Genomic DNA, 18,381 nt, shown 5'->3' with positions numbered 1-18,381 from the left:
CAGATCGTACATGTCCCTTACGAGACATCACACACCTTGAATGCACCGTTCGATACATGTACTGTTCGATACACAAGTGCGATGTTGTCCAGCACGGAACGGAGGCCGCAGGGGATGAAAGCACTGGTTCTGACCGATCGCGGTGACGCCGAGTACGTCGATCTCCCGGCGGGTGACCCAGAACAGGCGTTGCGCGAAGTCGTTGGCGGCCCGCTCAATCCGCTCACCCTCACGCACCTCGCGGACCACCTGGACCTGTGGACGCTGTTTGAGCCCCTGGCGACGGTGGCTGTCGGTGGGTTCGGCTACAACGATGTGGCCACCCAGATCGCCTCCGCCGGAGTCGGTAAGCAGCGGCCGGTGATCGGGACCGCAGTTCTCACCGCGCACACCGACTCAGGCATCCTCGCCGCGCTCTCCCCACACGACTGCGTCGCCCTGGATCGCATCATCGCCGAGATCTACACCGGCTACCGCACCGCCGGATAACCGACCACTCACCTCGAGGACGAGCAGATGAGCACTCACTCCGCACAACCCGCTGGCGACCCGGCCACCTGGACGGTGGCCCGGCTCGCCGAACACCCGGCTGTGCGCACCACTTTCACCGTCCTCGGCCACTTGAACCCACGGGTATTCGAGTCGATCGAGTTCTCCCTGGCCTGTGACGAGATCGCCGCTGTCAACCAGATCCCCGCGCCCTGCGGTCTTTTCGCCGCTGCGATCCGCCACCTGGCGGCCACCGCTGCGCGAGAGGTTGATTCTTGCGAGCTCGATGTCGACACGCACCCCAGCGAAGACGACTTCGAGTACGTGCCGACCGCACGGGCCGAGCTGCGCATGCTGATCGCCCAACACCAGCGGCGCGTCCTGGCATCCAATCGTGACGTCGACGCAGAGCAGCGCGCCGTGCACGCCGCGGTCGCCCGCCACCTCAACTACTGCGACCCCCGCAACTACGGCGGCGTCGACGGGCTGCCCGACATCGAGGTCCGCGACCTCATCGCCGCCTCGATCAACCAGCAGATCCGCGCCACCACCCACGCCGCGATCCGCGGCCACCTGTACGGCGCGCGGCTGTTGCTGACCGGCGCTGTCGCGCCCACACTCGTCCTCGACCTACAGGAGGCCGTGCAGTGACCGCCCCGACCGGTGACTCCTACCCGCTGACCTTCGTTGAGCTGTCGCGGTGGAACGTCGCCCAAGCACACCCGGTGAGCTGCCCGCGTCACCGCACTCCCGAACCGATGGTCGCCGGCACCCACGAATCCGCCGGGCACCCGATGTGGATTTGTGCCGAATGCGGCTACGCCACACCCGTGCTCGACGACGAAGCCCGTATGACCCTCGGCGCCACCCAGACCTTCACCACCGGCGCGAAAACCGCGCAGCTACGCCCCGACACCCGCCTAGTCGCACTCCCGGCAACGCCGGGCACCGACCACACCACCGGCACCGTCGCCGTGCACGAACGCAACGCTGATCCGCGCTCGGCGCAAGTGGCCAGTTTCGGTGCAGCTTTCGCCGCACTGGTCGTCGTTGGATACCTCGTCGGGCTTCTGCCGGTCGCACCAATCGTGCCCGCCCTGACCGCCCTGTGTGCCGCCGCTGTGGCCGGCGCCGTCACCCACGACCGGGTCCGCGCCCGCCACCGCCGCCGGTCTACACCCACGACTGGTGCGCCTTGGACCTCCCGCGCCGGTGACCTGCTGGCCGGGGACTGGATCATCAAACCCGCACCGTCAGTGGGTGGCCACCCGTGGCCCCAGCCCACCGACGAGCCCGCCGCCGCGGCGATCACCACCGAGCGCGCCGCCCGCGTTGTCCAGGTCGCCCGCCTCGGGGCCACCAGCCAGATTCGGCTCACCACCACCGCCGGCACCCTCGTCCTGCCCGACCTGGCGCCCGTCGGTGTCGTCAACATGGCCGACCCCTCGCTGGCCGACTTCACCTACCACCCACGCGGATAACCACCAGCGCCGCACACCCTCTCACCCTGGAGCAGAACTCATGGACCACATCTACCTAGCAGTCACGGCGCTCACTGCCGTCGTTGCCCAGATCGCGTTCCTTCACGACATCTGGCGCCTACGCGGCCGAGTGGGCAGCTACACCGTCTCGGCGATCGCGGTCCTGATCACAGCGATGTGCGCCTCCCTGTTGGATTCGGTGTGGGCCTCAGTCACCGCCTTTGTCGTCGGCGTCCTCACCGTGGCACTGGGCTTCTGGCTGGCATTCGGGCCTGACCCCCACACCGACGCAGACACCCCTACCGACATCCCTATTCACGACTAGGGAGGACACCATGAGCATGACCCTGACCGCCACTGCGCCAACTCAACTGGCCGCCGACTGTGACTGTGAGTGTGACTGCCACCGCGAGGACCGACACTGTGAACGCTGCTGCCTCGACCCCGACACCGGTTTCTGCGACGACTGCGCCTACTACCTCGAGCTGAGCCGCCACAGCCACACAGTGCGGGGAGGTGATCGACGGTGACCCAGTTGAGCCTGAACCTGCGCGCCCACGACTTACCGCCACGCTGGGACGGCAACCCGGTCGACTGGTCACCCTGGCAACCGATGCCCGCGCTGACCATCTGTCCGCCACCACGCACACAGGGGTGCGACAACTGCGGCTCGGCGACCAGGCCGCTCACCTGTCACGGCACCCGCACCATCGCCTACGGCCCCCACGTCGTCCCCATCGGCCGCGACCGCCACATTCACGCCCAGCTGGTCGTGCACCGCTGCCCGGACTGCCGCCACGACACCGTCTTCGACCCCCACACCAACCAGTGGTGGGACCTCGACGACAGCGACTACCAAGACGCCGGCTCCTGGGAACCGACCACCCCAAGCCTCGGCACCCACCTCAAGGAGAGTGACTGACCGTGCCCGGCGCCTACTGCCGCTACTGCGACCACCGATGCTTCGTCGACCGTGTCCTGCCCGACACCGGCCGACGTCTGCACATGGCCACCTGCCCGGGCGGAAAAGCCCACGACCGCACCATGTCTGGCTTCGACGCCGACACCGCGATCAACCCGGCCGCCGCGATCAGTGACGACGATCCACAGGCAGCCGCCCCTACCGGCGGGGTCCGCCGGTGAGCACCTCCATCGAATGGACCGATGAGACGTGGAATCCGTTGTCCGGGTGCAGCAAGGTCTCACCAGGCTGTGATCACTGCTATGCCGAGACGATCGCCCACCGCTTCGCCGGCACCACGGCCTACCCCGACGGATTCAAGGTCACCCTGCGACCCGAACGCCTCGAGCAGCCGCTGCGGTGGGCACGCCCCCGGATGGTGTTCGTCAACAGCATGAGCGACCTGTTTCACCACGACGTCCCGGACGACTACATCATCGACGTGTTCGCCGTCATGGCGATGGCTCGCCGGCACACCTTCCAGGTCCTCACCAAGCGCCACGGCCGGATGCGATCACTGCTGTCCGACCCAGGCTTCTCCTCCGAGCTGTGGGAACGAATCGGGATCGTCAAGTATCCAGACGTTCCCACCGCGGCATGGCCGCTGCCGAACGTCTGGCTCGGCGTCTCGACCGAGAACCACCAGTGGGCCGGCATCCGCATCCCCGCGCTCCTCGACACCCCCGCCGCCGTCAGATTCATCAGTGCCGAACCACTTCTCGGCGGGATCAACCTCTGTGCCTGCACAGGCTTGGATCATCGTGCCTGCCCGCTGCACGCCGACCACGCGCACCTCGACTGGGTGATCGTCGGCGGCGAGTCCGGACCGAGGGCGCGGCCGATGCACCTGAACTGGGCGCGCGGACTGCGCGACCAGTGCGTCGCCGCCGGGGTGCCGTTCCTGTTCAAACAACATGGACAGTGGTCACCAGCAGCGCCCCTCGACGCCGCCGGCCGAGCCGACTACCGCAACGCCCACACGATCGCCGACGACGGCACCCTCTACGCCCCCGGGGATCTGGCCTACCCCGAGGGACCCCGCTACGGCGAAGCGCTGCGCGCCGGGCACAACCGCGCGCACCTGCACACCACCTTCCGTGTCGGAAAGAAGGCCGCCGGCCGCGAACTCGACGGCCGTCTCTGGGACCAATACCCCACGGCCCTTCACCCCCGACCAGCAGCGGCCAGGAGTACTCGATGACTGCCAGGCTCTCAGCCAACGAACGAGACCTGTTGCGGGAGTGGGTCCACATCATCGCCCCGGTCATCGCCAACCCGGGCGAGGAGTGCCGCCGGCTACGTGAGTCACGCAGAAGCGGGGGAGGGTTCGGCCGCAACTACGAGGTGACCGGCCAACGGTTCACCGGCACCTGGGCGCACTACGAGGTGACCGACCATTTCACCACCGGCCCCCACGCCGGACAACCCTCACGCCTGCGGTTCGAGCCGCCGCACCGCGAAGTGTCGATCACCCTGACGCGTCTACGCCGGTGGGCCGAGGCGCTACCCGCCGAGCTACGCGAGCGCGCACACCACGCCTGGGCCACCCGCAGCCGCAACCTGACCGCCCTCACCGCGATCGCGCTGGAAGCTATCGACCTGCACGCTCAGGCCGAACTCGCCGCCGCCCACGCCGAATGGTTCACCACCCTGCCCTGCACCCAACCGCCGGCACTCTCACCGCACTGCGCCGAGGCTGGTCACGTGGGCTGCTGGCACGGCCGCGCTCGGCCGAGCTACCTCAGCGTCCGCCACGACGCCTCCCGACGGCGCCACGGTCCCCGCGGATACGTCGCCACCTTCCGGCCAGGATGGTCGCGGCACACCGAGAACACCTCAGCCCGCATCGTCAGCCCCGCCGACCACTACACCTGCGAATGCGCCTGCCACACAGACGGATACGCAGGACAACAACTCGATCTGTTCGCCGAAACACTCTGAACGAACGGAAGGTCCTACGATGCCTCGCCTGATGTCGGTGGCGTTGACCACCGAGCAAGTGCGCAACCGCACCAAAACCGTCACCCGACGTGCGGGCTGGCAGATGCTGGCCCCGGGTGACCTGCTCACTTTGTGCCCCAAGGTCCGCGGCCGCCGCCACGGCGAACCGCTTGAAAGGATTATCACCGTCGAGGTGGTCTCGATACGCCGCGAACCTCTCGCCGCGATTACCGGCGACGATGTGATCGCTGAGGGTTTCCCGGAGATGACCCCGGCTGAGTTCGTCGACTTCTTCTGCACCACCCACACCGGGGTCACCCCAACCACGCAGATCACTCGGATCGAGTGGGCCTACCCACGACTGTGCCGAGAATGTGGATGCACCGACCACACCGCGTGCGACACCCTCACCGGGCCCTGTTCCTGGCACACCGCCTACCACGACAACACCGGCCTGTGCACCGCCTGCACCACGACCTCCCAGCCCCGGGGAAGGATGACGCCATGAACGTCACCGTCCACGACCTCGGCCACTACGAGTGTGAGAAAGGCGTGTTCACCGACTTCCCGCTGACGATGGAAGCCGACGAGCCGCCGCCGCAGTTGGCGGCGTTCTCCAAGTGGCGCACCGACGACGGACACATCCGCCGGCGCACCGTCGACGGTGTCACCTACGCCGACATCACCCACCAGGACCGGGTGTGGACCTATCGACTGTCCCCGGCCTACACGTGGGAGCCCTCCCCATCAGGCGGGTTCTACCAGTGGCCGCGGTTCTTCGACGTCGGGGAGCTACCCGACTGATGAGTGACCTGTTGAACCTCGACGACCTCGTGGAGCTGGTCGACCGCGTCGAACACGCCCGGGGCCAGGCCCTGGCGATCGGGGAGTCCTCCGCGGTTAAAGCCGCCTTCCACGCCGCCGGCTCAATGAGCCTCGGTCACCCGTACACCCACGGTGTCGACGTCGACCGGTTCTGCGCACTCCTGGCCACCACCAACCCCGACCTTGCTGCACACTTCCGCTCCCACCACGCCGCTCCCGCGCCCTGAACGGGACGCAGGCAGCCGAACAGGACGCGGTCGGACAACTGAGCCCGCGGAGCCGCCGCGACCGCCTGAGGCCCGATACGCTGACATCAACCCGAGATCCACGATCACCACACCGAAGGGACACAGCCGATGGCACACGATGCAGGCCAGGGCTCGTTCGACGAGCTGGCCCCCGAACTGTTCACCGCGTCCTCGGTCGACACCCCCACGACCGGTTACCGGGTGCCGGCGGTGCTGGAGATCGTCGGCGTCACCTACCGCCAGCTCGACTACTGGGCCCGCACCGGACTGGTCGAACCCAGCGTGCAGGCCGCCGCCGGGTCCGGGTCGCAGCGCCTCTACAGCTTCCGCGACATCCTCGCTCTCAAGATCGTCAAACGACTCCTCGACGCGGGGATCTCGTTGCGCAACATCCGCACCGCGGTCGAGTTCCTCGCCGCACGTGGCACCACCGACCTCGCGCAAACGACCTTGATCAGTGACGGCACCACCGTCTACGAAGCCACCTCCGATGCCGAGATCATCGACCTGCTGCACGGCGGGCAAGGCGTGTTCGCCATCGCCGTCGGCCACACCCTGACCGACCTCGCCGGCGCCGTTCACCAGTTCCCCGCCGAAGACGCCACCCCCACCGAAGCGCCGGCCGCCGATGACCTCGCGCAGCGACGTGCGCGCCGCAGCGCCTGAGGACACCCGCCCAGATGGCTGCTGATCGACCGGTGACGCAGTCCGCGTTGATGATCGACGCGTCCACGACCCAGGATCGTGATGACGCGCTCACCGTCACCCCCACCACCACGGGGTGGGAAGTTGGAGTGGTCGTAGCGAATGTGGCCGATCTGGTGCCGGCTGGATCACCGGCAGACCGCACCGCCGCGACGCGGGTGGAAACCCGCTACCGGACCACAGGCACGGTGCCGATGCTCGGAGGGCAGCTCGAGCACGCCGCGACCCTGTCGGCCACCCAGGATCGGGACGCCCTGGCCATCCGCCTGCGGGTGTCCGCCGCCGGCGACGTGACCCTGGCCGGCCTCGACCGTGAAGTGTTGCCGGCCGGGTCGTGTGTGGCGATCACCCACGATCAGGTCACCTCGATCCTCAACGACCCGGACCACGCCCACCACGCTCAGTTGTCGGCGGCCACGCAGTTGGCGCAGGTGTTGACCGGCCGGCGGCGCGCAGCAGGGGCGTTCGTGGTCTACGACCTCACCCGCGGGCTGGTCTCGGGCGAAGACGGCCGGCTGCTGGCACTGCCCGAGGGGCACAACGCGGCGGCGTATGTGATCGTCCAGGAGTTGATGATCGCCGCGAATACGGTTGTGGCGCAGTACGCCATCGACGCCGAGCTACCGATCCTGTTCCGAAACCACCTGCGCAACCCCGTCGCGCCCGCTGACGTCGACCGGCTCGCCGATCTGGCCGCCGCGCTGTCCACGGTCACCACCACCGCCGAACTGGCAGCGTTGCAAGGACAGCTCAACACCGCGATCTCCAAAGCCACCTACGGCGCGACCGTCCGCGGGCACATCGGGTTGCAGGTCCCGGCCTACACTCATGCCACCTCGCCGTTGCGCCGCTACGCCGACCTGGTCACCCAACGCCAACTCCTGGCCCACCTCGACGGCACCGGGTTGCCGTACACCGCAGAGCAACTGGCGACAATCGCCGAGTCCCTGGCCGCGCTCACCGTCGAACGTAACGCCGAGTCTGAGACCGCGCAGAAAGCCCGCACCCGCCGAGCGAACCAAGCGTCGATCGCCGCCGGCGACCTGTCGCACATGAACGACCGCGAGTTCCTGCGCGTGCTGCGCCTGGGTACCCAGGCCGCACCGCCGGAGTCGGTGGCCACCGAACTCGCCGAACGCGCGACGGCCGGGCGGTTGCACGCCGGTCACCTCGCGGTGCTCTACACCACCGATCACCCCGACTGGAAAACACTGCGCGCCAACCTGACTGCACTACTACGTGCCGAGCACGCGTACCTGGCGCCGTCGGCGATTTCGGCATTCCAGCAGATCGATGGCGGACAGATCGTCACCCCCACCCTGGACACCGACATCGCAGGCCCGCCCCATCAACGCACGTTCGCCACCCGCGCCCACCTCGACGACATGATTACCCGCTGGCATATCGGGCCGGTCAAGAAGGCCACCGAGCACGCCGCGCTGTGGGACCTGCTCGACATCATCGGCGGCCACACGACATCGGCGGACCCCACCACACCACCACCAGCACCCGAGCCGGAACCCAAGCCGGTGCTGTCAGCGGCGCCAGGTCCCGCTGCGGACACCCAGTCCCGCTCCGGGCCAGAGACCTCGATGCTCTCCGGGCCGGGGGAGGGAACCTGGGATGCGTTCGCGCTGCACGCCGCGCTCGGCGGCGGCGACGACACCCGCCGCGCGCGTCGCCGCGCGAACGCGTTGAAGAACCCCGTCGGATGGTTGACGACCCTCGTGCCCGCCATCGGCGCCGGCGAGCTGCACGTCGATACCCGCCCGGAGGGTCCACCGCATGAGCGGAGGTTCACCGTCACCCTCGCCGCCGGGCCCGCCCGCGGCACCGCCGCCGCGTCGAGTATCAAGGCGGCCAAGACTGCTGCCGCCCACGCCGCGGTCATCGGCCTGTTCGACAACCCACCAGCGTTGACCGCCACCGCTTCCCACAACCTCGATGGCGGGGCATGAGCACACCGGTCATCCCCGGCGATATCCACACTGCGCCGCTGTATCCGAGCCGCAACCGGCGCGCGGCCACCCAAGGCCCCACCTGGGCGCTGGTCGAGTCCCCAGCCCGCCACCTACCCGCCGATGCCATCCCGGCCTGCACCCGCGACCCCGACGCCTGGTTTCCTGATCGGCTGTCCACCGCCCGCGACGGTGTCGGGCACGCCGAGATGGTCGCCTGCCGGCGCTGCCCGATCCGACAAGGATGCGCCCGCGTCGCCCTCGACGACACCGCCCACCTCACCGGCATCTGGGCCGGGATCTACATCTCCCCACCCGCCTCAGCCAGCCAGAAACCTGTCCGCGAGAACGCAATCGAGCAGCTACGCACCGTCGCTTACCCCGACAGCGGCCGCGCCGAGCGGGGTCGCTGCGTCGACGACTGAGGCCGCCCACCCCGGTTGCTGTGGGGGGGTGGACGGCCTCAGTGTGTGTTGATGGACGGTGCCGGTCAGTGCGCCTCTCGGCGAACGGCCGCTCGCAGCGGCGAAAAGGGGTGAGGCCCGGGGCAATGAGCCCGCCACCGTCATAGTCCTTAACGGTGACCTCACCCGCGGTATTCCTACCCGGTGGCACTGGTCATTCGGCGAGCTTGGCGACCGCCTGAGCCCACAGGAAGAACTTGTTGGTGCCCAGGTCACGGACGGTTTTGATGTTGAACGCCGCCTGGAGCTTTTCGGCGTCGCCGTCGCTGACGCCCTGCAACGCCGCCACCGGCGCATCGGCCAGCTCTGCCAGCGACTTGTCCTCGTATGCCTTGTCGAACTTGTCCGCGATTCCAGCCATGACTACTCCTTGCGAGTTCTCGACAATAGGTCTGCGGCCCCCCGGGGAGATGACGCCGCGTCCGCAGCCTAGACCGACACCACGGCTGCTGGAAGGACTGCAACGCCGGAGAAGCGAAAGGGGGCGCGGACCGCCAGCCAGGTCGGCGGCTTCCCGTCCGCGTTCCTCGCCGGACGTCCCGCGCCCCACGCCTCCAATCCTACAGCTAGGATCGAATGGGTGTTCGAGGAGTGGTCTGATCGGCGGACGCTGCGGGTGTTCGATCCGCCGCGGCCGGTGTGGATCGACATGACCGCGGCGGGAATGGCCGGCGGGTTCACCCCGGCCAATACGGTGCCGCTGCGGGTCCGCACCGGCGGCGCGCGCCTGGAGCGGCGGATGCAGGGTTGGCAGCACGCCTGGCTCCAGAGCAACGACGGCCGATGGATCGCGGTGGTCTCGGTACGCGTGGCCAGCGCCAACGAGCAGTCGCACGCCTCGATCCCGCTCACGGTCGCCGCTGCGGCGATCCGCCCCGCCGAACACGTATCGAAAGATCAGCTATGACCGAGATCGATCAACTGGCAGAATCCAACCGCCACGCATGCAAGCAATAGCCACGTTGCCCTTGCGCGCCCACCCGAACGGCTGCAACAAGCCGCGCACTCCGAGCGCACTCAAGCCTCTGCGTATACGAGATAATCGAGACCAGCGCTGAGTCCAGACACTCGTGTTATGTGCCAGGTCAACAGTCTGCTGTCTAGCTGATTCAGTTCTTCGCTGTGAAGGCGTCGACGATGTGGGCTGGGATGCGTCCGCGCATCGACACGTCAAAACCGTTGGCCAGAGCCCATTCGCGGATCTGAGCGCTCCGCGCAGCACTATCGGAGGTCTTGCTGGTGGCTGAGCGGCTACGCCGACGTCCGCCCACTCGAGTAGATGTGGCCAGGAGCTTGGCGACAGTAATCTTTCCCTCTTCAATTCGCGTCAGGTTGGTGGGGGAGACATCGAGTTCGTAGTCGACTCCCATCCACGTCCAGGACACGGTGCGCGCGTCCTCAGCGTCAATTTCGCGTCCGTCAAGATCGTCGATGATCGTCATCGTCTGAATTCTCGCCATACCTACAACGCTAGCGGAGAAAACTCGGTCAGCGCATTCGCTGGTTCTGGGAAAGCGCCACCCCTTTACGAGGGGAGGCACACACCGGTGGACTCCATGCCTGTGGGAGTGTCGATTTCGAGATCAGCGGTCCAGTTGTCGTCGATCACATAGCCGAGTGGCATGACAACGTCGTACCGAGTGCCAGTGACCGTCGGCGCTTGGGAGCTTTCCTGCTGCTGGGCGGAGGCGACATCGAATATGTAGTTCGCGATGACTGCGCCGTCGAGGAATTTGAGGCCGCGCAGTGTGGCGTTGTCGCGCACCGTGAACACAACGACACCGTCGCTCGGGATGGGAGTATTGGTCTGCCAGGTCACCCGGGTGTCGGCAACCTCGACACGGGTCAGTCCGACGTCCCCTGTAGGTGTCGCGGTGCAGGACGAGTTCTGGACCGCGGGCGCCGGATCACTGGCCGTCATATCCGACGCGGCGGTGTCCTCGGATGGATTCGCCTCTGCCCCACAGCCGGTCATGACGACGCTGGCCAGCACGATGGTGGTCGCGAGGATCGTGCTCATCTTCATGACCGGATGGTAGGGGCGAGGGGTACTTGGGCGCTTGGGTTTTGACCGTATAAGCGAGGCGTGCGCTGTGGGGTGTCGTCTGTGGGGTCGTGTGGTCACACCCGTGGTCATCGGCTGTCGTCGGCGGGTTGGCGTCGGATGAACTCGGCCATGCCGGGAACGGTGAACGCAACGACCCCGCGTTCGGGTGCCCAAATCAAACCCTTTTTGATGCAGGCGTCTCGGTGCGGTGCTGCCGATTGGGGTGTGCCGCCCAGGGCAGCGGCCACAGCACTCGAGCGGGGCCGCTCGCTACCGTGATGCGCCATCGCAGAGAGGTAGCGACGTTCAGCTTCGGTCGCACGCAACCACCGTGAGTTGTAGAAACCGGCGTCGAGTGAGGCATGTCCGGTGTCGACGGCGTAGATCGCGTCGTCGAGATCGAACGGAGATCGCTCGGCACTGCGCCACAACTCGTGGCCGAACACTTGCAGGAAGTAGGGGTAGCCGTTGCTGGCGGCGACGATGTAGTCGGCCGCCTCGGTGGTGACCTGCTGACCGAGACGCTCGACGGGCGCGACGATCGCAGCCCGTGCTTCCTCAGCTGACACTGGACCGATAGTCCGGTAGTCGAACTGACGCTCGGCGTACGAGCGGGCGTCGGCGAGCGCCTGGGGCAGGTTCGGAAGTCCCGCTCCGGACAGGAAGAACGGCCACTCCCGTTGCGCGGCGCGGTGTTGCACCGCGAGCATCACCTGCAGCAACGATGGTTCAAGTTCTTGCATCTCGTCGATGAACAACCCGAAACCGCTGCCCTCCTTGCGAAGTTCGTCGCAGAGATCCTCGACGAGATCTTCGAACTCGACACCCAGCCCCGGTCCAGCATCGGTCGGTCGTGCGCCGGGCGTTCGGGCGAGGGTGACACCAGTACCGAATGCGGTCGCCGATATCGAGAACTGGCCGACGAGTTCGCGGAGACGACCCAGAGCGGCTCGGGAGAGTTTCCGCCGGCGCAGTGCGCGGTCGAGATCCTTGGAAATGCGCCGCCGCAGCGCCTCGGCTCCCTCCTGACTGGTTTGCGCTTCGACTTCCACCACGACCCACCCATGATGGCGAGCCTGATCTGCCAGTGTGGCCAGCAAAGTGGTTTTGCCGACTCCCCGTAGACCCTGCAACATCAGACTGCGGTCGTAGCGACGCTGTTTGCATCGCGCCAGGAGCAGGTCGAACCGTTCGAGTTCTGCGCTGCGGCCCACGAGCTCGGGTGGGCGGGTGCCCGACCCAGGAGTGAACGGATTCAACCCGGCCTGCATACGGCAAGACTATCAAGCTCTATCGGACTGTATAACGAAGACTCTTATACACCGGCATAGATCGGGATAGGCTGCCCCAGGACGAGGGTCTGATGAGGTCGTTGTGTCGCGTGCGCTCCTGGTCAGACACGCTCTGCGTCCCGGCTGCCGTGGTTGGCGCTGGTGGACTGGGACGATTAGAGATCGTCGAATGATGACATGCGGACAAGGGCAGGAGCGTGAGTAGATGAGTTGGCGCCGTAACGAAGCAGTCCGCACGCTCGTCTGCGTGCGTCCCGATCCGGCATGTGCCTGATGGCCACCGGTGCTGGGATCGTGCTCGGTCCGGGGCTGAAGCTGCCGGTTGAATCGGTGACCTCGACGTTCGCGATCCTGGCCAACCGGGGAGCGGGCAAATCGGCGACCGCCCACCGGTTCGTCGAGCAGCTCCACCGGGCTGGGTTGCCGGTGGTCGTCGTCGATGTCAAAGGCGACTGGTGGGGTATCCGGTCCAGCGCTGACGGCGCCGGGGCGGGGTTGCCGTTCGTCATCTTCGGCGGCGAACACGCCGACGTGCCGTTAGAGCCTGGCGCCGGCGAGGTGATCGCCGATGTCATCGCCACCGACCAGATCTCGGCAGTGTTGGACCTGTCGCACCTGTCCAAGACCAAAGCCCGCACCTTCGCCACCGCGTTCGCCGAACGGCTCTACCTGCGCAACCGCGATCCGTTGCACGTGGTGGTCGAGGAGGCTGACGTGCTGGTGCCCCAACGCGCGACCGCGGCGACCGCTCGACTGCTGGGGGCGTGGGAAGACATCGCCAAACGAGGTCGTCACCGTGGACTCGGACTGACCGTGGTGTCTCAACGCCCACAGGAAGTCTCGAAGTCGGTGCTGGACTTGATGGAGACAGTCATTTTGCTGCGGATGACCGGTCCCCGTTCGATCAAGGCCGCCCAGGACTGGATCAGCGTCAACGCCGACGCCGACGGCACCACCGCCGCGCAGGTGATCGCCTCACTACCCGCACTGGAGACCGGGCACGGGTGGGTGTGGTCACCGGCGCTGTTGCGCACCCTGCAACAGGTCGACTTCGCACTGTTCGACACCTTCGACTCCCACGCCACCCCCACCCCCGGGCAACGCCGCGTCATGCCCAAGACGCGCGCCGACATCGACCTCGACGCGCTCGGCGCCGAAATCGCGGCCACGGTCGAACGCGCCAAGGACAACGACCCGGCTGCCCTGCGTGCCGAGATCGCCCGACTACACCGCGACCTCGCCGCTGGCCACCCGCGGTCCGATGACGCTCACCCGCGTGCCGTCGCTGCCGACCTCGCCGCCAAGGACCGACAGCTCGAGGCACAAAACCGTCAACTGAGCGCCCAGTCGGCCGAGATCGCCCGGCTCCGAGACCGCATCGCCGACCTCGAAGCCCGGCCCACCGTGCCCGCGGGGCTCGTCGACGCCCTCGACGCCGCCCAACGCCACCTGCACACCGCCCGCCACCTCGCCGATACCGACGACACCACACCCGCACCGGTTGCGGCGCCCACAGCGCCCACCACGGCCCCGATACGCCCGACCTTGCCCGTGCCCCGTCCTGTCAGTACGCCGGGCGGTGCCGGTCGACGGGGCGCCGGCGTCGTTTCGGGCTGGTGCCGAGCGGATGCTCACCGCATTGGGGCGGATGGCGCCGCTTCGGTTGACCCGGACCCAGTGGGGGACGGTGGCGAAGATGAAGGCCACCGGCGGCACGTTCTCGACATACCTCGGCGAGCTGCGTCGCGCCGGCCTCGTCGAGGAGAACTCGGCCGGGTTCACCCTCACCGCGGCCGGGTTCGCCCACATCGGCGGCCAGCCCGCCCCGCTCACCGCCCGCGAACTCCAGGACCACTACCTGTCGATCCTGCGCGCCGGCGCCGCCCGCATGCTGCAAGCGGTCATCGACGCCTACCCCAACACCCTGACCCGCGAGCACCTCGGCGAGACCGCCGGGATCACCGCCAGTGCGGGCACGTTCTCCACCTACCTAGGCGAGCTACGCCGCAACGGACTGATCACCGTCGAACAAGGACACATTCGTGCCACCGACATCCTCATCCACGGCGCCGACACCGCGTGAGGGAAAGCACACAGCAATGACCCACTGGGCAGAACCAGCCACCTCCCGCACACGGTCGCCGTGGTGGCGAACAGCGGTGCTGGCGGTAGTGATCATCGTGACCGGGTCCACGATTGCTATCCTCGGCTTGCGTTGGGTCATAACCGAGTTCGATGAGGCGATGTTGGGACAACACACCCGGGAGTCGGTAGACGGCGCCACTAGAATGGCAGAGTGCATGGGCCTCGTCCTCGTGGACGGCGACGATGTGGTTTATGGCGAGGTGACGAGTGCATTCCCGGACTCAAGCGCTTACCTGGTGATCACGACCCCATCAGCGGACCGACTGAACCAGTTACTCAGGCGGTCCCAATTCCCTTCGCCGACACCGATCGACCCTGCCGCGGTCGTAACGAGAAGTCAGCACGATCACGGCCCCGTAGCCAGCTCCACACTCGTGAGATCAGGACGGTGGCACTCCGGTGACTACCTCACCGCCGTCTGGGACCCAGTTCGCGACCCACGCACCGTCCACATCTCTGCCGCCGAGACATGACGAAAACCACCTGCAGAGCCAAGTCAGTCTGAGTTCGCCACCGAACTCCTCACCCAGGCGCGGCGCTTGAGCGTGACGGACGTCGGCCGACGGAGTGCGTCACGCGGGGTTGCTGGCGTGGTAGGAGCGGTGGGGCGGCAGCCAGGTCGCGGCGCACCGTCGCCTTTCTGCTGGTTGGTGGGGCCGTCGGTGGCTTGCAGGTTACGCGGATCGTTCGCAAGGTCGGCCCGCTGGGCGGGCGAGAGCTGTTGTGCGACTTTCTGTCACGCATCCGACAAAGCGACAACGTGGTCGATCTGCACCGCCGACGACTTCGACCCCGAGTACACCAACTCGCTTCCGGTCGATTTCGCCACCGAGATCGTGCTGCGCGGGTTCCGGCTCGGAATCAACAAGTGGTTCCAGGTCTTCGGACATGGCAACCCGATCGCGTGGGAAGGGTTTGCGTTAGCAAGTCAGTAGCCGAGTCGCCGGTTGCGGACCGGCGGCTCGGCTACGTCCCCGCGTACAGAACGAACAATTGTGTGTGCGTCGGAGTGGGGTTTAGAACGACGGCATGGGTGCCAAGATCCAGGGATTGGCTACCGTGCAGTCGGTGGGTCCGAGTGATTCTCGCGCCACCGCCGGCGGGACAGGCCAACCCCAGCTCTACGAGCTCTCCGCTGGCTCGAGGTGCGGGGATGGCCGCGCACGGCAGGTCCTCGAACTCGATCAAGTCGCGACCGACGTCGGCGGCCTGCAACGTCCGGAACTGATCGGCTGGCCCGTCGTACCGGATGGCGAACGCCGAGGTGCCGACTGAATCTATCGGCCATACGAAGCCCTTGGAAAACGTGAAGTCGTCGGGCACGTGCACCCCTTTGTCTTCGACGCGAGCAGCAGCGTCGTGTGCGTCGATGCTCTTGCGATAGGTCGGCTCCTGAAATCCACATGCTGTGGCAAGCATCCCCGCACACAACACCACCGCCAGGGCCACCACACCCGAACGAACTCGACCGAAGCGGGTCATCTCTCTCCCCTGATAGAAGCACGCAGTGGCGGCGAGTACCGGAAGCCGCTGCCGCTGCTGGGAACACCGGCCGCAGCTAATACCAGCCGCAGGCCGCATATCAGGACGCTATTCGCAGGCGACGCCGTCGCCGTCGCGGTCGAGCTTGCGGCTGTAGCCGGGCTGGCCGGCGTAGATCGGGTCGGCGCCGGCGGCGCGGACGGCCGAGCAGTTGGCGTAGTAGACCGACGACGGCGCCTCAGCTGGCGGCGGGGTGTAGGTCGTCGTCGGCGGCGTGTAGGTCGGCTCCGGGATCGGTGTCGCGGTCGAGGTCCGGGTGTTCGGAATGTGGCGGGTTGTCGGTGACGGCACCGCGGCTCCGCAACCACCGAGAACGCGGGTGATGGCGTCTTTCTCGGCCTGGGTCACCCACAGCTGGTAGGCGGCTTTGACCTCGACCTGACGGGCGACGTAGGTGCAGCGGTAGGGGCGGTTGGGCGGCAGCCAGGTCGCGGCATCACCGTCGCCTTTCTGCTGGTTGGTGGGGCCGTCGGTGGCTTGCAGGTTGCGTGGATCGTTGGCGAAGTCCACCCGCTGGGCGGCGGAGAGCTGCTGGGCGCCTTTCTGCCATGCATCCGACAACGCGACGACGTGGTCGATCTGCACCGCTGCGGAGGTTTGTTGGCCACGCACGAACGGGATGGTGGTGCCGGTGTAGGGGTCGGCGAGTGTTCCGGACTGCACCGCGCAGCCGTTCGAGCCGGGCTTGAGCACGATGGTGGTGAGGTCGCGGCGCAGGATGTCGTTGCGGGTGTCGCAGCCGTTGTGGCCGCTGTCAACGTTCACATCATCGGTCCATGCCTGGCCGAACAGATCCCGGTCGTAGCCGGTCTTGGGTGCGCGACCCTTCACCGCCAGGGTGTCCAGTGTCGCCAGGGCCCGATTTGCGGCCGGCGCCGCCGACACCGTGACCACCGGCGTCGCCGTGGGAAGAGGCGCCTCCGACGTCGCGGCCGACGGCGCCGTCACAGGCAGGGTAGAGGTGTCAGCAACCCGCTCGGTGGTCGTGACGGTTGTCCCGCACGCGGCCAACGTCAGGGCGGCTAGCACAGCGGCGCAGCTGCCGACCAGGACCCGAGGGCGAGTCCTGCGAGGTGACGGGGTGGTCATCGACTCTGACGAGGAGATGGCAGGGGGCAGCGGGGGCGTAATCATTGAGCGGGAGGGCCTTTCACACAAGCGGCGATCGGCCCGCACGTGGGCCGATCGGATATCACCTACCTATAGCGACCCACTCGGACATCGTTACGAAACCGGACAAATCCCGTCCCGCGATTGCCCTCGAGGACCCCTTGGTTGTACTTGATAACGGAGTCGGATTCGGGAATGAAACCCCTGGTAGTCATTGTTTGGTCCGGCGTTGATGACCCGGCCCGAGCCGAGATGGGCGGGCGGCTACGGTGTTGGCGCGGCTGACTCGTCAGCAACGGGTGAACCCCCGTCCAGCACTGCCGCCGTTGTTCGGTCTCGGTTATCGCGCCGGGGCGTACGAACGTCCGGACATTTCCGCCAGCTGGAATGGCGCGACTGGTCACCAGGGCATTTCTGAGGCCGCGTCATTTCCGAGGCAGCGCGGCCCATCCGGGCGGTCGCGTGGTGATCGCGGTTTATGGTGACCGAACCACGAGCGTGAACGGGCATCTGCTGTAAATACTTCAGGTGTGGTGGCCGACGTGACGAAGAGGGAGCAGACGTGCCGTATCTCGGGTTGATTTATCTGGTGATCCTGGTGATCGCACTGATCGACATCATCACCACCGACGACACCGCCGTGCGAGGACTGCCCAAGTTCGCCTGGGTAATCCTGGTGGTGATGCTGCCGTTGGTTGGTGCGCTGGTGTGGCTGGCGGTCGGACGTCCTACCGCTGATGAGCGACCGCGTCGGCAGCATGCGAGCGCGGCCAGCGAGTTCCCTGAATACGACCACCCCGGCCGCTACATCCCGCAGGACCCGGAGGCGGACCGAGAGTTCCTCCAGCAGTTGCGCGATCGCGCCGAACAGCAACGCCAGACCGCCCGCGAACAGCAACGAGCCGCCGACCGATCTGACCGCCCAGACGACACGACCCCACCACCGGCCTCCGTGTAGAGAGTCAAGAATTGATGCGCATTGCGGATCGTGGTCGTCGCGAAGCTCTGGTGTTGTTCGCGCTGTTGGCGACCGCGGTGCTGGTGTTCGGGATCGTGACCGTCGTGACCGGCGACGAGGAGCCCGACCAGACCTCCGCCGCCCCGATCCTTGAACCGATGCCCACGGCGCCGCAGGCGCGGTGGATAGCGGACGCGGCGTCGTTGTTCGGCAGC

The 18,381-nt window shown here is 67.0% G+C and carries 24 protein-coding genes and 2 pseudogenes; 18 read left to right on the top strand and 8 right to left on the bottom strand.

From position 1 onward, the window contains the following. The first annotated feature begins 114 nt into the window (after positions 1 to 114). The 14 genes from QAD21_RS24955 to QAD21_RS24890 all read left to right on the top strand — a co-directional run bounded on the left by QAD21_RS24955 (position 115) and on the right by QAD21_RS24890 (position 9,033). Positions 115 to 489, top strand: coding sequence for a hypothetical protein (locus QAD21_RS24955; protein WP_280362234.1), 375 nt, complete (start codon positions 115 to 117; stop codon positions 487 to 489). 27 nt (positions 490 to 516) lie between these two features. Then, entirely contained in the window at positions 517 to 1,140 is a 624-nt protein-coding gene (locus QAD21_RS24950; protein ID WP_280362232.1) for a hypothetical protein, read from the top strand. Then, positions 1,137 to 1,970 carry a hypothetical protein gene (locus QAD21_RS24945; protein WP_280362231.1) on the top strand — a complete coding sequence of 278 codons (834 nt, stop codon included), beginning with the start codon at positions 1,137 to 1,139 and terminating at the stop codon, positions 1,968 to 1,970. Before QAD21_RS24950 ends, QAD21_RS24945 begins: the two co-directional genes overlap by 4 nt. A gap of 40 nt (positions 1,971 to 2,010) precedes the next feature. Further along, entirely contained in the window at positions 2,011 to 2,295 is a 285-nt protein-coding gene (locus QAD21_RS24940; protein ID WP_280362229.1) for a hypothetical protein, read from the top strand. Between the two features lie 201 nt (positions 2,296 to 2,496). Further along, entirely contained in the window at positions 2,497 to 2,892 is a 396-nt protein-coding gene (locus QAD21_RS24935; protein WP_280362227.1) for a hypothetical protein, read from the top strand. 2 nt (positions 2,893 to 2,894) lie between these two features. Then, positions 2,895 to 3,113 (top strand): hypothetical protein, encoded by a 219-nt coding sequence (locus tag QAD21_RS24930; protein WP_280362225.1) that lies wholly within the window; start codon positions 2,895 to 2,897, stop codon positions 3,111 to 3,113. Continuing rightward, on the top strand, positions 3,110 to 4,132 hold the full coding sequence (locus QAD21_RS24925; protein WP_280362224.1) for a phage Gp37/Gp68 family protein: 1,023 nt from the start codon (positions 3,110 to 3,112) through the stop codon (positions 4,130 to 4,132). The genes QAD21_RS24930 and QAD21_RS24925 overlap by 4 nt, the downstream gene beginning before the upstream one ends. After that, positions 4,129 to 4,872: a hypothetical protein gene (locus QAD21_RS24920; protein WP_280362222.1), complete on the top strand. Its 744-nt coding sequence runs from the start codon at positions 4,129 to 4,131 to the stop codon at positions 4,870 to 4,872. Before QAD21_RS24925 ends, QAD21_RS24920 begins: the two co-directional genes overlap by 4 nt. A 19-nt stretch (positions 4,873 to 4,891) precedes the next feature. After that, positions 4,892 to 5,380 (top strand): hypothetical protein, encoded by a 489-nt coding sequence (locus tag QAD21_RS24915; protein ID WP_280362220.1) that lies wholly within the window; start codon positions 4,892 to 4,894, stop codon positions 5,378 to 5,380. After that, positions 5,377 to 5,676 (top strand): hypothetical protein, encoded by a 300-nt coding sequence (locus QAD21_RS24910; protein WP_280362218.1) that lies wholly within the window; start codon positions 5,377 to 5,379, stop codon positions 5,674 to 5,676. The genes QAD21_RS24915 and QAD21_RS24910 overlap by 4 nt, the downstream gene beginning before the upstream one ends. Beyond that, a complete protein-coding gene (locus tag QAD21_RS24905; protein ID WP_280362216.1) occupies positions 5,676 to 5,924 on the top strand; it encodes a hypothetical protein in 249 nt (82 codons plus the stop codon). The genes QAD21_RS24910 and QAD21_RS24905 overlap by 1 nt, the downstream gene beginning before the upstream one ends. Before the next feature lie 129 nt (positions 5,925 to 6,053). Continuing rightward, positions 6,054 to 6,611, top strand: a complete 558-nt coding sequence (locus QAD21_RS24900) for a MerR family transcriptional regulator (RefSeq protein WP_280362214.1) — start codon at positions 6,054 to 6,056, stop codon at positions 6,609 to 6,611. Positions 6,612 to 6,625: 14 nt separating this feature from the next. Further along, entirely contained in the window at positions 6,626 to 8,608 is a 1,983-nt protein-coding gene (locus tag QAD21_RS24895) for a ribonuclease catalytic domain-containing protein (protein WP_280362213.1), read from the top strand. Then, a complete protein-coding gene (locus QAD21_RS24890) occupies positions 8,605 to 9,033 on the top strand; it encodes a WhiB family transcriptional regulator (protein WP_280362211.1) in 429 nt (142 codons plus the stop codon). Before QAD21_RS24895 ends, QAD21_RS24890 begins: the two co-directional genes overlap by 4 nt. A gap of 193 nt (positions 9,034 to 9,226) precedes the next feature. Here QAD21_RS24890 and QAD21_RS24885 read toward each other — a convergent pair whose 3' ends face one another. Continuing rightward, positions 9,227 to 9,433, bottom strand: a complete 207-nt coding sequence (locus tag QAD21_RS24885; RefSeq protein WP_044508856.1) for a hypothetical protein — start codon at positions 9,431 to 9,433, stop codon at positions 9,227 to 9,229. Between the two features lie 219 nt (positions 9,434 to 9,652). Here QAD21_RS24885 and QAD21_RS24880 point away from each other — a divergent pair, with 219 nt between their 5' ends. After that, complete coding sequence (locus QAD21_RS24880) at positions 9,653 to 9,979, top strand: hypothetical protein (protein WP_280362209.1); 327 nt, start codon at positions 9,653 to 9,655, stop codon at positions 9,977 to 9,979. 202 nt (positions 9,980 to 10,181) lie between these two features. Here the strand turns inward: QAD21_RS24880 and QAD21_RS24875 are convergent, their stop codons facing one another. From QAD21_RS24875 to QAD21_RS24865, 3 genes are all read right to left on the bottom strand, one after another. Beyond that, entirely contained in the window at positions 10,182 to 10,532 is a 351-nt protein-coding gene (locus QAD21_RS24875; protein ID WP_280362207.1) for an Lsr2 family protein, read from the bottom strand. 65 nt (positions 10,533 to 10,597) lie between these two features. Next, a complete protein-coding gene (locus QAD21_RS24870; RefSeq protein WP_280362206.1) occupies positions 10,598 to 11,098 on the bottom strand; it encodes a hypothetical protein in 501 nt (166 codons plus the stop codon). A gap of 107 nt (positions 11,099 to 11,205) precedes the next feature. Next, positions 11,206 to 12,390 (bottom strand): ATP-binding protein, encoded by a 1,185-nt coding sequence (locus QAD21_RS24865; RefSeq protein WP_280362204.1) that lies wholly within the window; start codon positions 12,388 to 12,390, stop codon positions 11,206 to 11,208. Between the two features lie 285 nt (positions 12,391 to 12,675). Here QAD21_RS24865 and QAD21_RS24860 point away from each other — a divergent pair. Next, positions 12,676 to 12,819: pseudogene (locus QAD21_RS24860) on the top strand (hypothetical protein); the annotation flags it as partial. Positions 12,820 to 13,635: 816 nt separating this feature from the next. Here QAD21_RS24860 and QAD21_RS24855 read toward each other — a convergent pair. Next, positions 13,636 to 13,866: a hypothetical protein gene (locus QAD21_RS24855; RefSeq protein WP_280362354.1), complete on the bottom strand. Its 231-nt coding sequence runs from the start codon at positions 13,864 to 13,866 to the stop codon at positions 13,636 to 13,638. Between the two features lie 172 nt (positions 13,867 to 14,038). Between QAD21_RS24855 and QAD21_RS24850 the strand changes: the two genes are divergently transcribed. Beyond that, positions 14,039 to 14,494 (top strand): hypothetical protein, encoded by a 456-nt coding sequence (locus QAD21_RS24850; protein ID WP_280362352.1) that lies wholly within the window; start codon positions 14,039 to 14,041, stop codon positions 14,492 to 14,494. 655 nt (positions 14,495 to 15,149) lie between these two features. On the opposite strand, the pseudogene QAD21_RS24845 reads toward QAD21_RS24850, so the two are convergent. The 3 genes and pseudogenes from QAD21_RS24845 to QAD21_RS24835 all read right to left on the bottom strand — a co-directional run. After that, positions 15,150 to 15,346 (bottom strand): annotated as a pseudogene (locus tag QAD21_RS24845) (HNH endonuclease family protein); the annotation flags it as partial. Between the two features lie 176 nt (positions 15,347 to 15,522). Further along, on the bottom strand, positions 15,523 to 16,038 hold the full coding sequence (locus QAD21_RS24840; protein ID WP_280362202.1) for a hypothetical protein: 516 nt from the start codon (positions 16,036 to 16,038) through the stop codon (positions 15,523 to 15,525). Positions 16,039 to 16,146: 108 nt separating this feature from the next. Further along, a complete protein-coding gene (locus tag QAD21_RS24835) occupies positions 16,147 to 17,187 on the bottom strand; it encodes a DUF1524 domain-containing protein (RefSeq protein WP_280362200.1) in 1,041 nt (346 codons plus the stop codon). Positions 17,188 to 17,770: 583 nt separating this feature from the next. Here QAD21_RS24835 and QAD21_RS24830 point away from each other — a divergent pair. Next, complete coding sequence (locus QAD21_RS24830; protein ID WP_280362198.1) at positions 17,771 to 18,166, top strand: PLD nuclease N-terminal domain-containing protein; 396 nt, start codon at positions 17,771 to 17,773, stop codon at positions 18,164 to 18,166. Positions 18,167 to 18,381: the final 215 nt, after the last annotated feature.

This window comes from Gordonia sp. SMJS1, assembly GCF_029866425.1.
GTDB lineage: Bacteria > Actinomycetota > Actinomycetes > Mycobacteriales > Mycobacteriaceae > Gordonia > Gordonia hongkongensis.
The sequence above is the reverse complement of the archived record's forward strand: the minus strand, read 5'-3'. Positions and strand labels throughout refer to the sequence as shown.

Coding starts and splice junctions, on each gene's coding strand:
- QAD21_RS24940 (WP_280362229.1), top strand. CDS start 2,011: ATGGACCACATCTACCTAGCAGTCACGGCGCTCACTGCCGTCGTTGCC.
- QAD21_RS24910 (WP_280362218.1), top strand. CDS start 5,377: ATGAACGTCACCGTCCACGACCTCGGCCACTACGAGTGTGAGAAAGGC.
- QAD21_RS24950 (WP_280362232.1), top strand. CDS start 517: ATGAGCACTCACTCCGCACAACCCGCTGGCGACCCGGCCACCTGGACG.
- QAD21_RS24865 (WP_280362204.1), bottom strand. CDS start 12,390: ATGCAGGCCGGGTTGAATCCGTTCACTCCTGGGTCGGGCACCCGCCCA.
- QAD21_RS24895 (WP_280362213.1), top strand. CDS start 6,626: ATGGCTGCTGATCGACCGGTGACGCAGTCCGCGTTGATGATCGACGCG.
- QAD21_RS24955 (WP_280362234.1), top strand. CDS start 115: ATGAAAGCACTGGTTCTGACCGATCGCGGTGACGCCGAGTACGTCGAT.
- QAD21_RS24890 (WP_280362211.1), top strand. CDS start 8,605: ATGAGCACACCGGTCATCCCCGGCGATATCCACACTGCGCCGCTGTAT.
- QAD21_RS24905 (WP_280362216.1), top strand. CDS start 5,676: ATGAGTGACCTGTTGAACCTCGACGACCTCGTGGAGCTGGTCGACCGC.
- QAD21_RS24900 (WP_280362214.1), top strand. CDS start 6,054: ATGGCACACGATGCAGGCCAGGGCTCGTTCGACGAGCTGGCCCCCGAA.
- QAD21_RS24840 (WP_280362202.1), bottom strand. CDS start 16,038: ATGACCCGCTTCGGTCGAGTTCGTTCGGGTGTGGTGGCCCTGGCGGTG.
- QAD21_RS24850 (WP_280362352.1), top strand. CDS start 14,039: ATGCTCACCGCATTGGGGCGGATGGCGCCGCTTCGGTTGACCCGGACC.
- QAD21_RS24835 (WP_280362200.1), bottom strand. CDS start 17,187: ATGACCACCCCGTCACCTCGCAGGACTCGCCCTCGGGTCCTGGTCGGC.
- QAD21_RS24875 (WP_280362207.1), bottom strand. CDS start 10,532: ATGGCGAGAATTCAGACGATGACGATCATCGACGATCTTGACGGACGC.
- QAD21_RS24920 (WP_280362222.1), top strand. CDS start 4,129: ATGACTGCCAGGCTCTCAGCCAACGAACGAGACCTGTTGCGGGAGTGG.
- QAD21_RS24885 (WP_044508856.1), bottom strand. CDS start 9,433: ATGGCTGGAATCGCGGACAAGTTCGACAAGGCATACGAGGACAAGTCG.
- QAD21_RS24915 (WP_280362220.1), top strand. CDS start 4,892: ATGCCTCGCCTGATGTCGGTGGCGTTGACCACCGAGCAAGTGCGCAAC.
- QAD21_RS24870 (WP_280362206.1), bottom strand. CDS start 11,098: ATGAAGATGAGCACGATCCTCGCGACCACCATCGTGCTGGCCAGCGTC.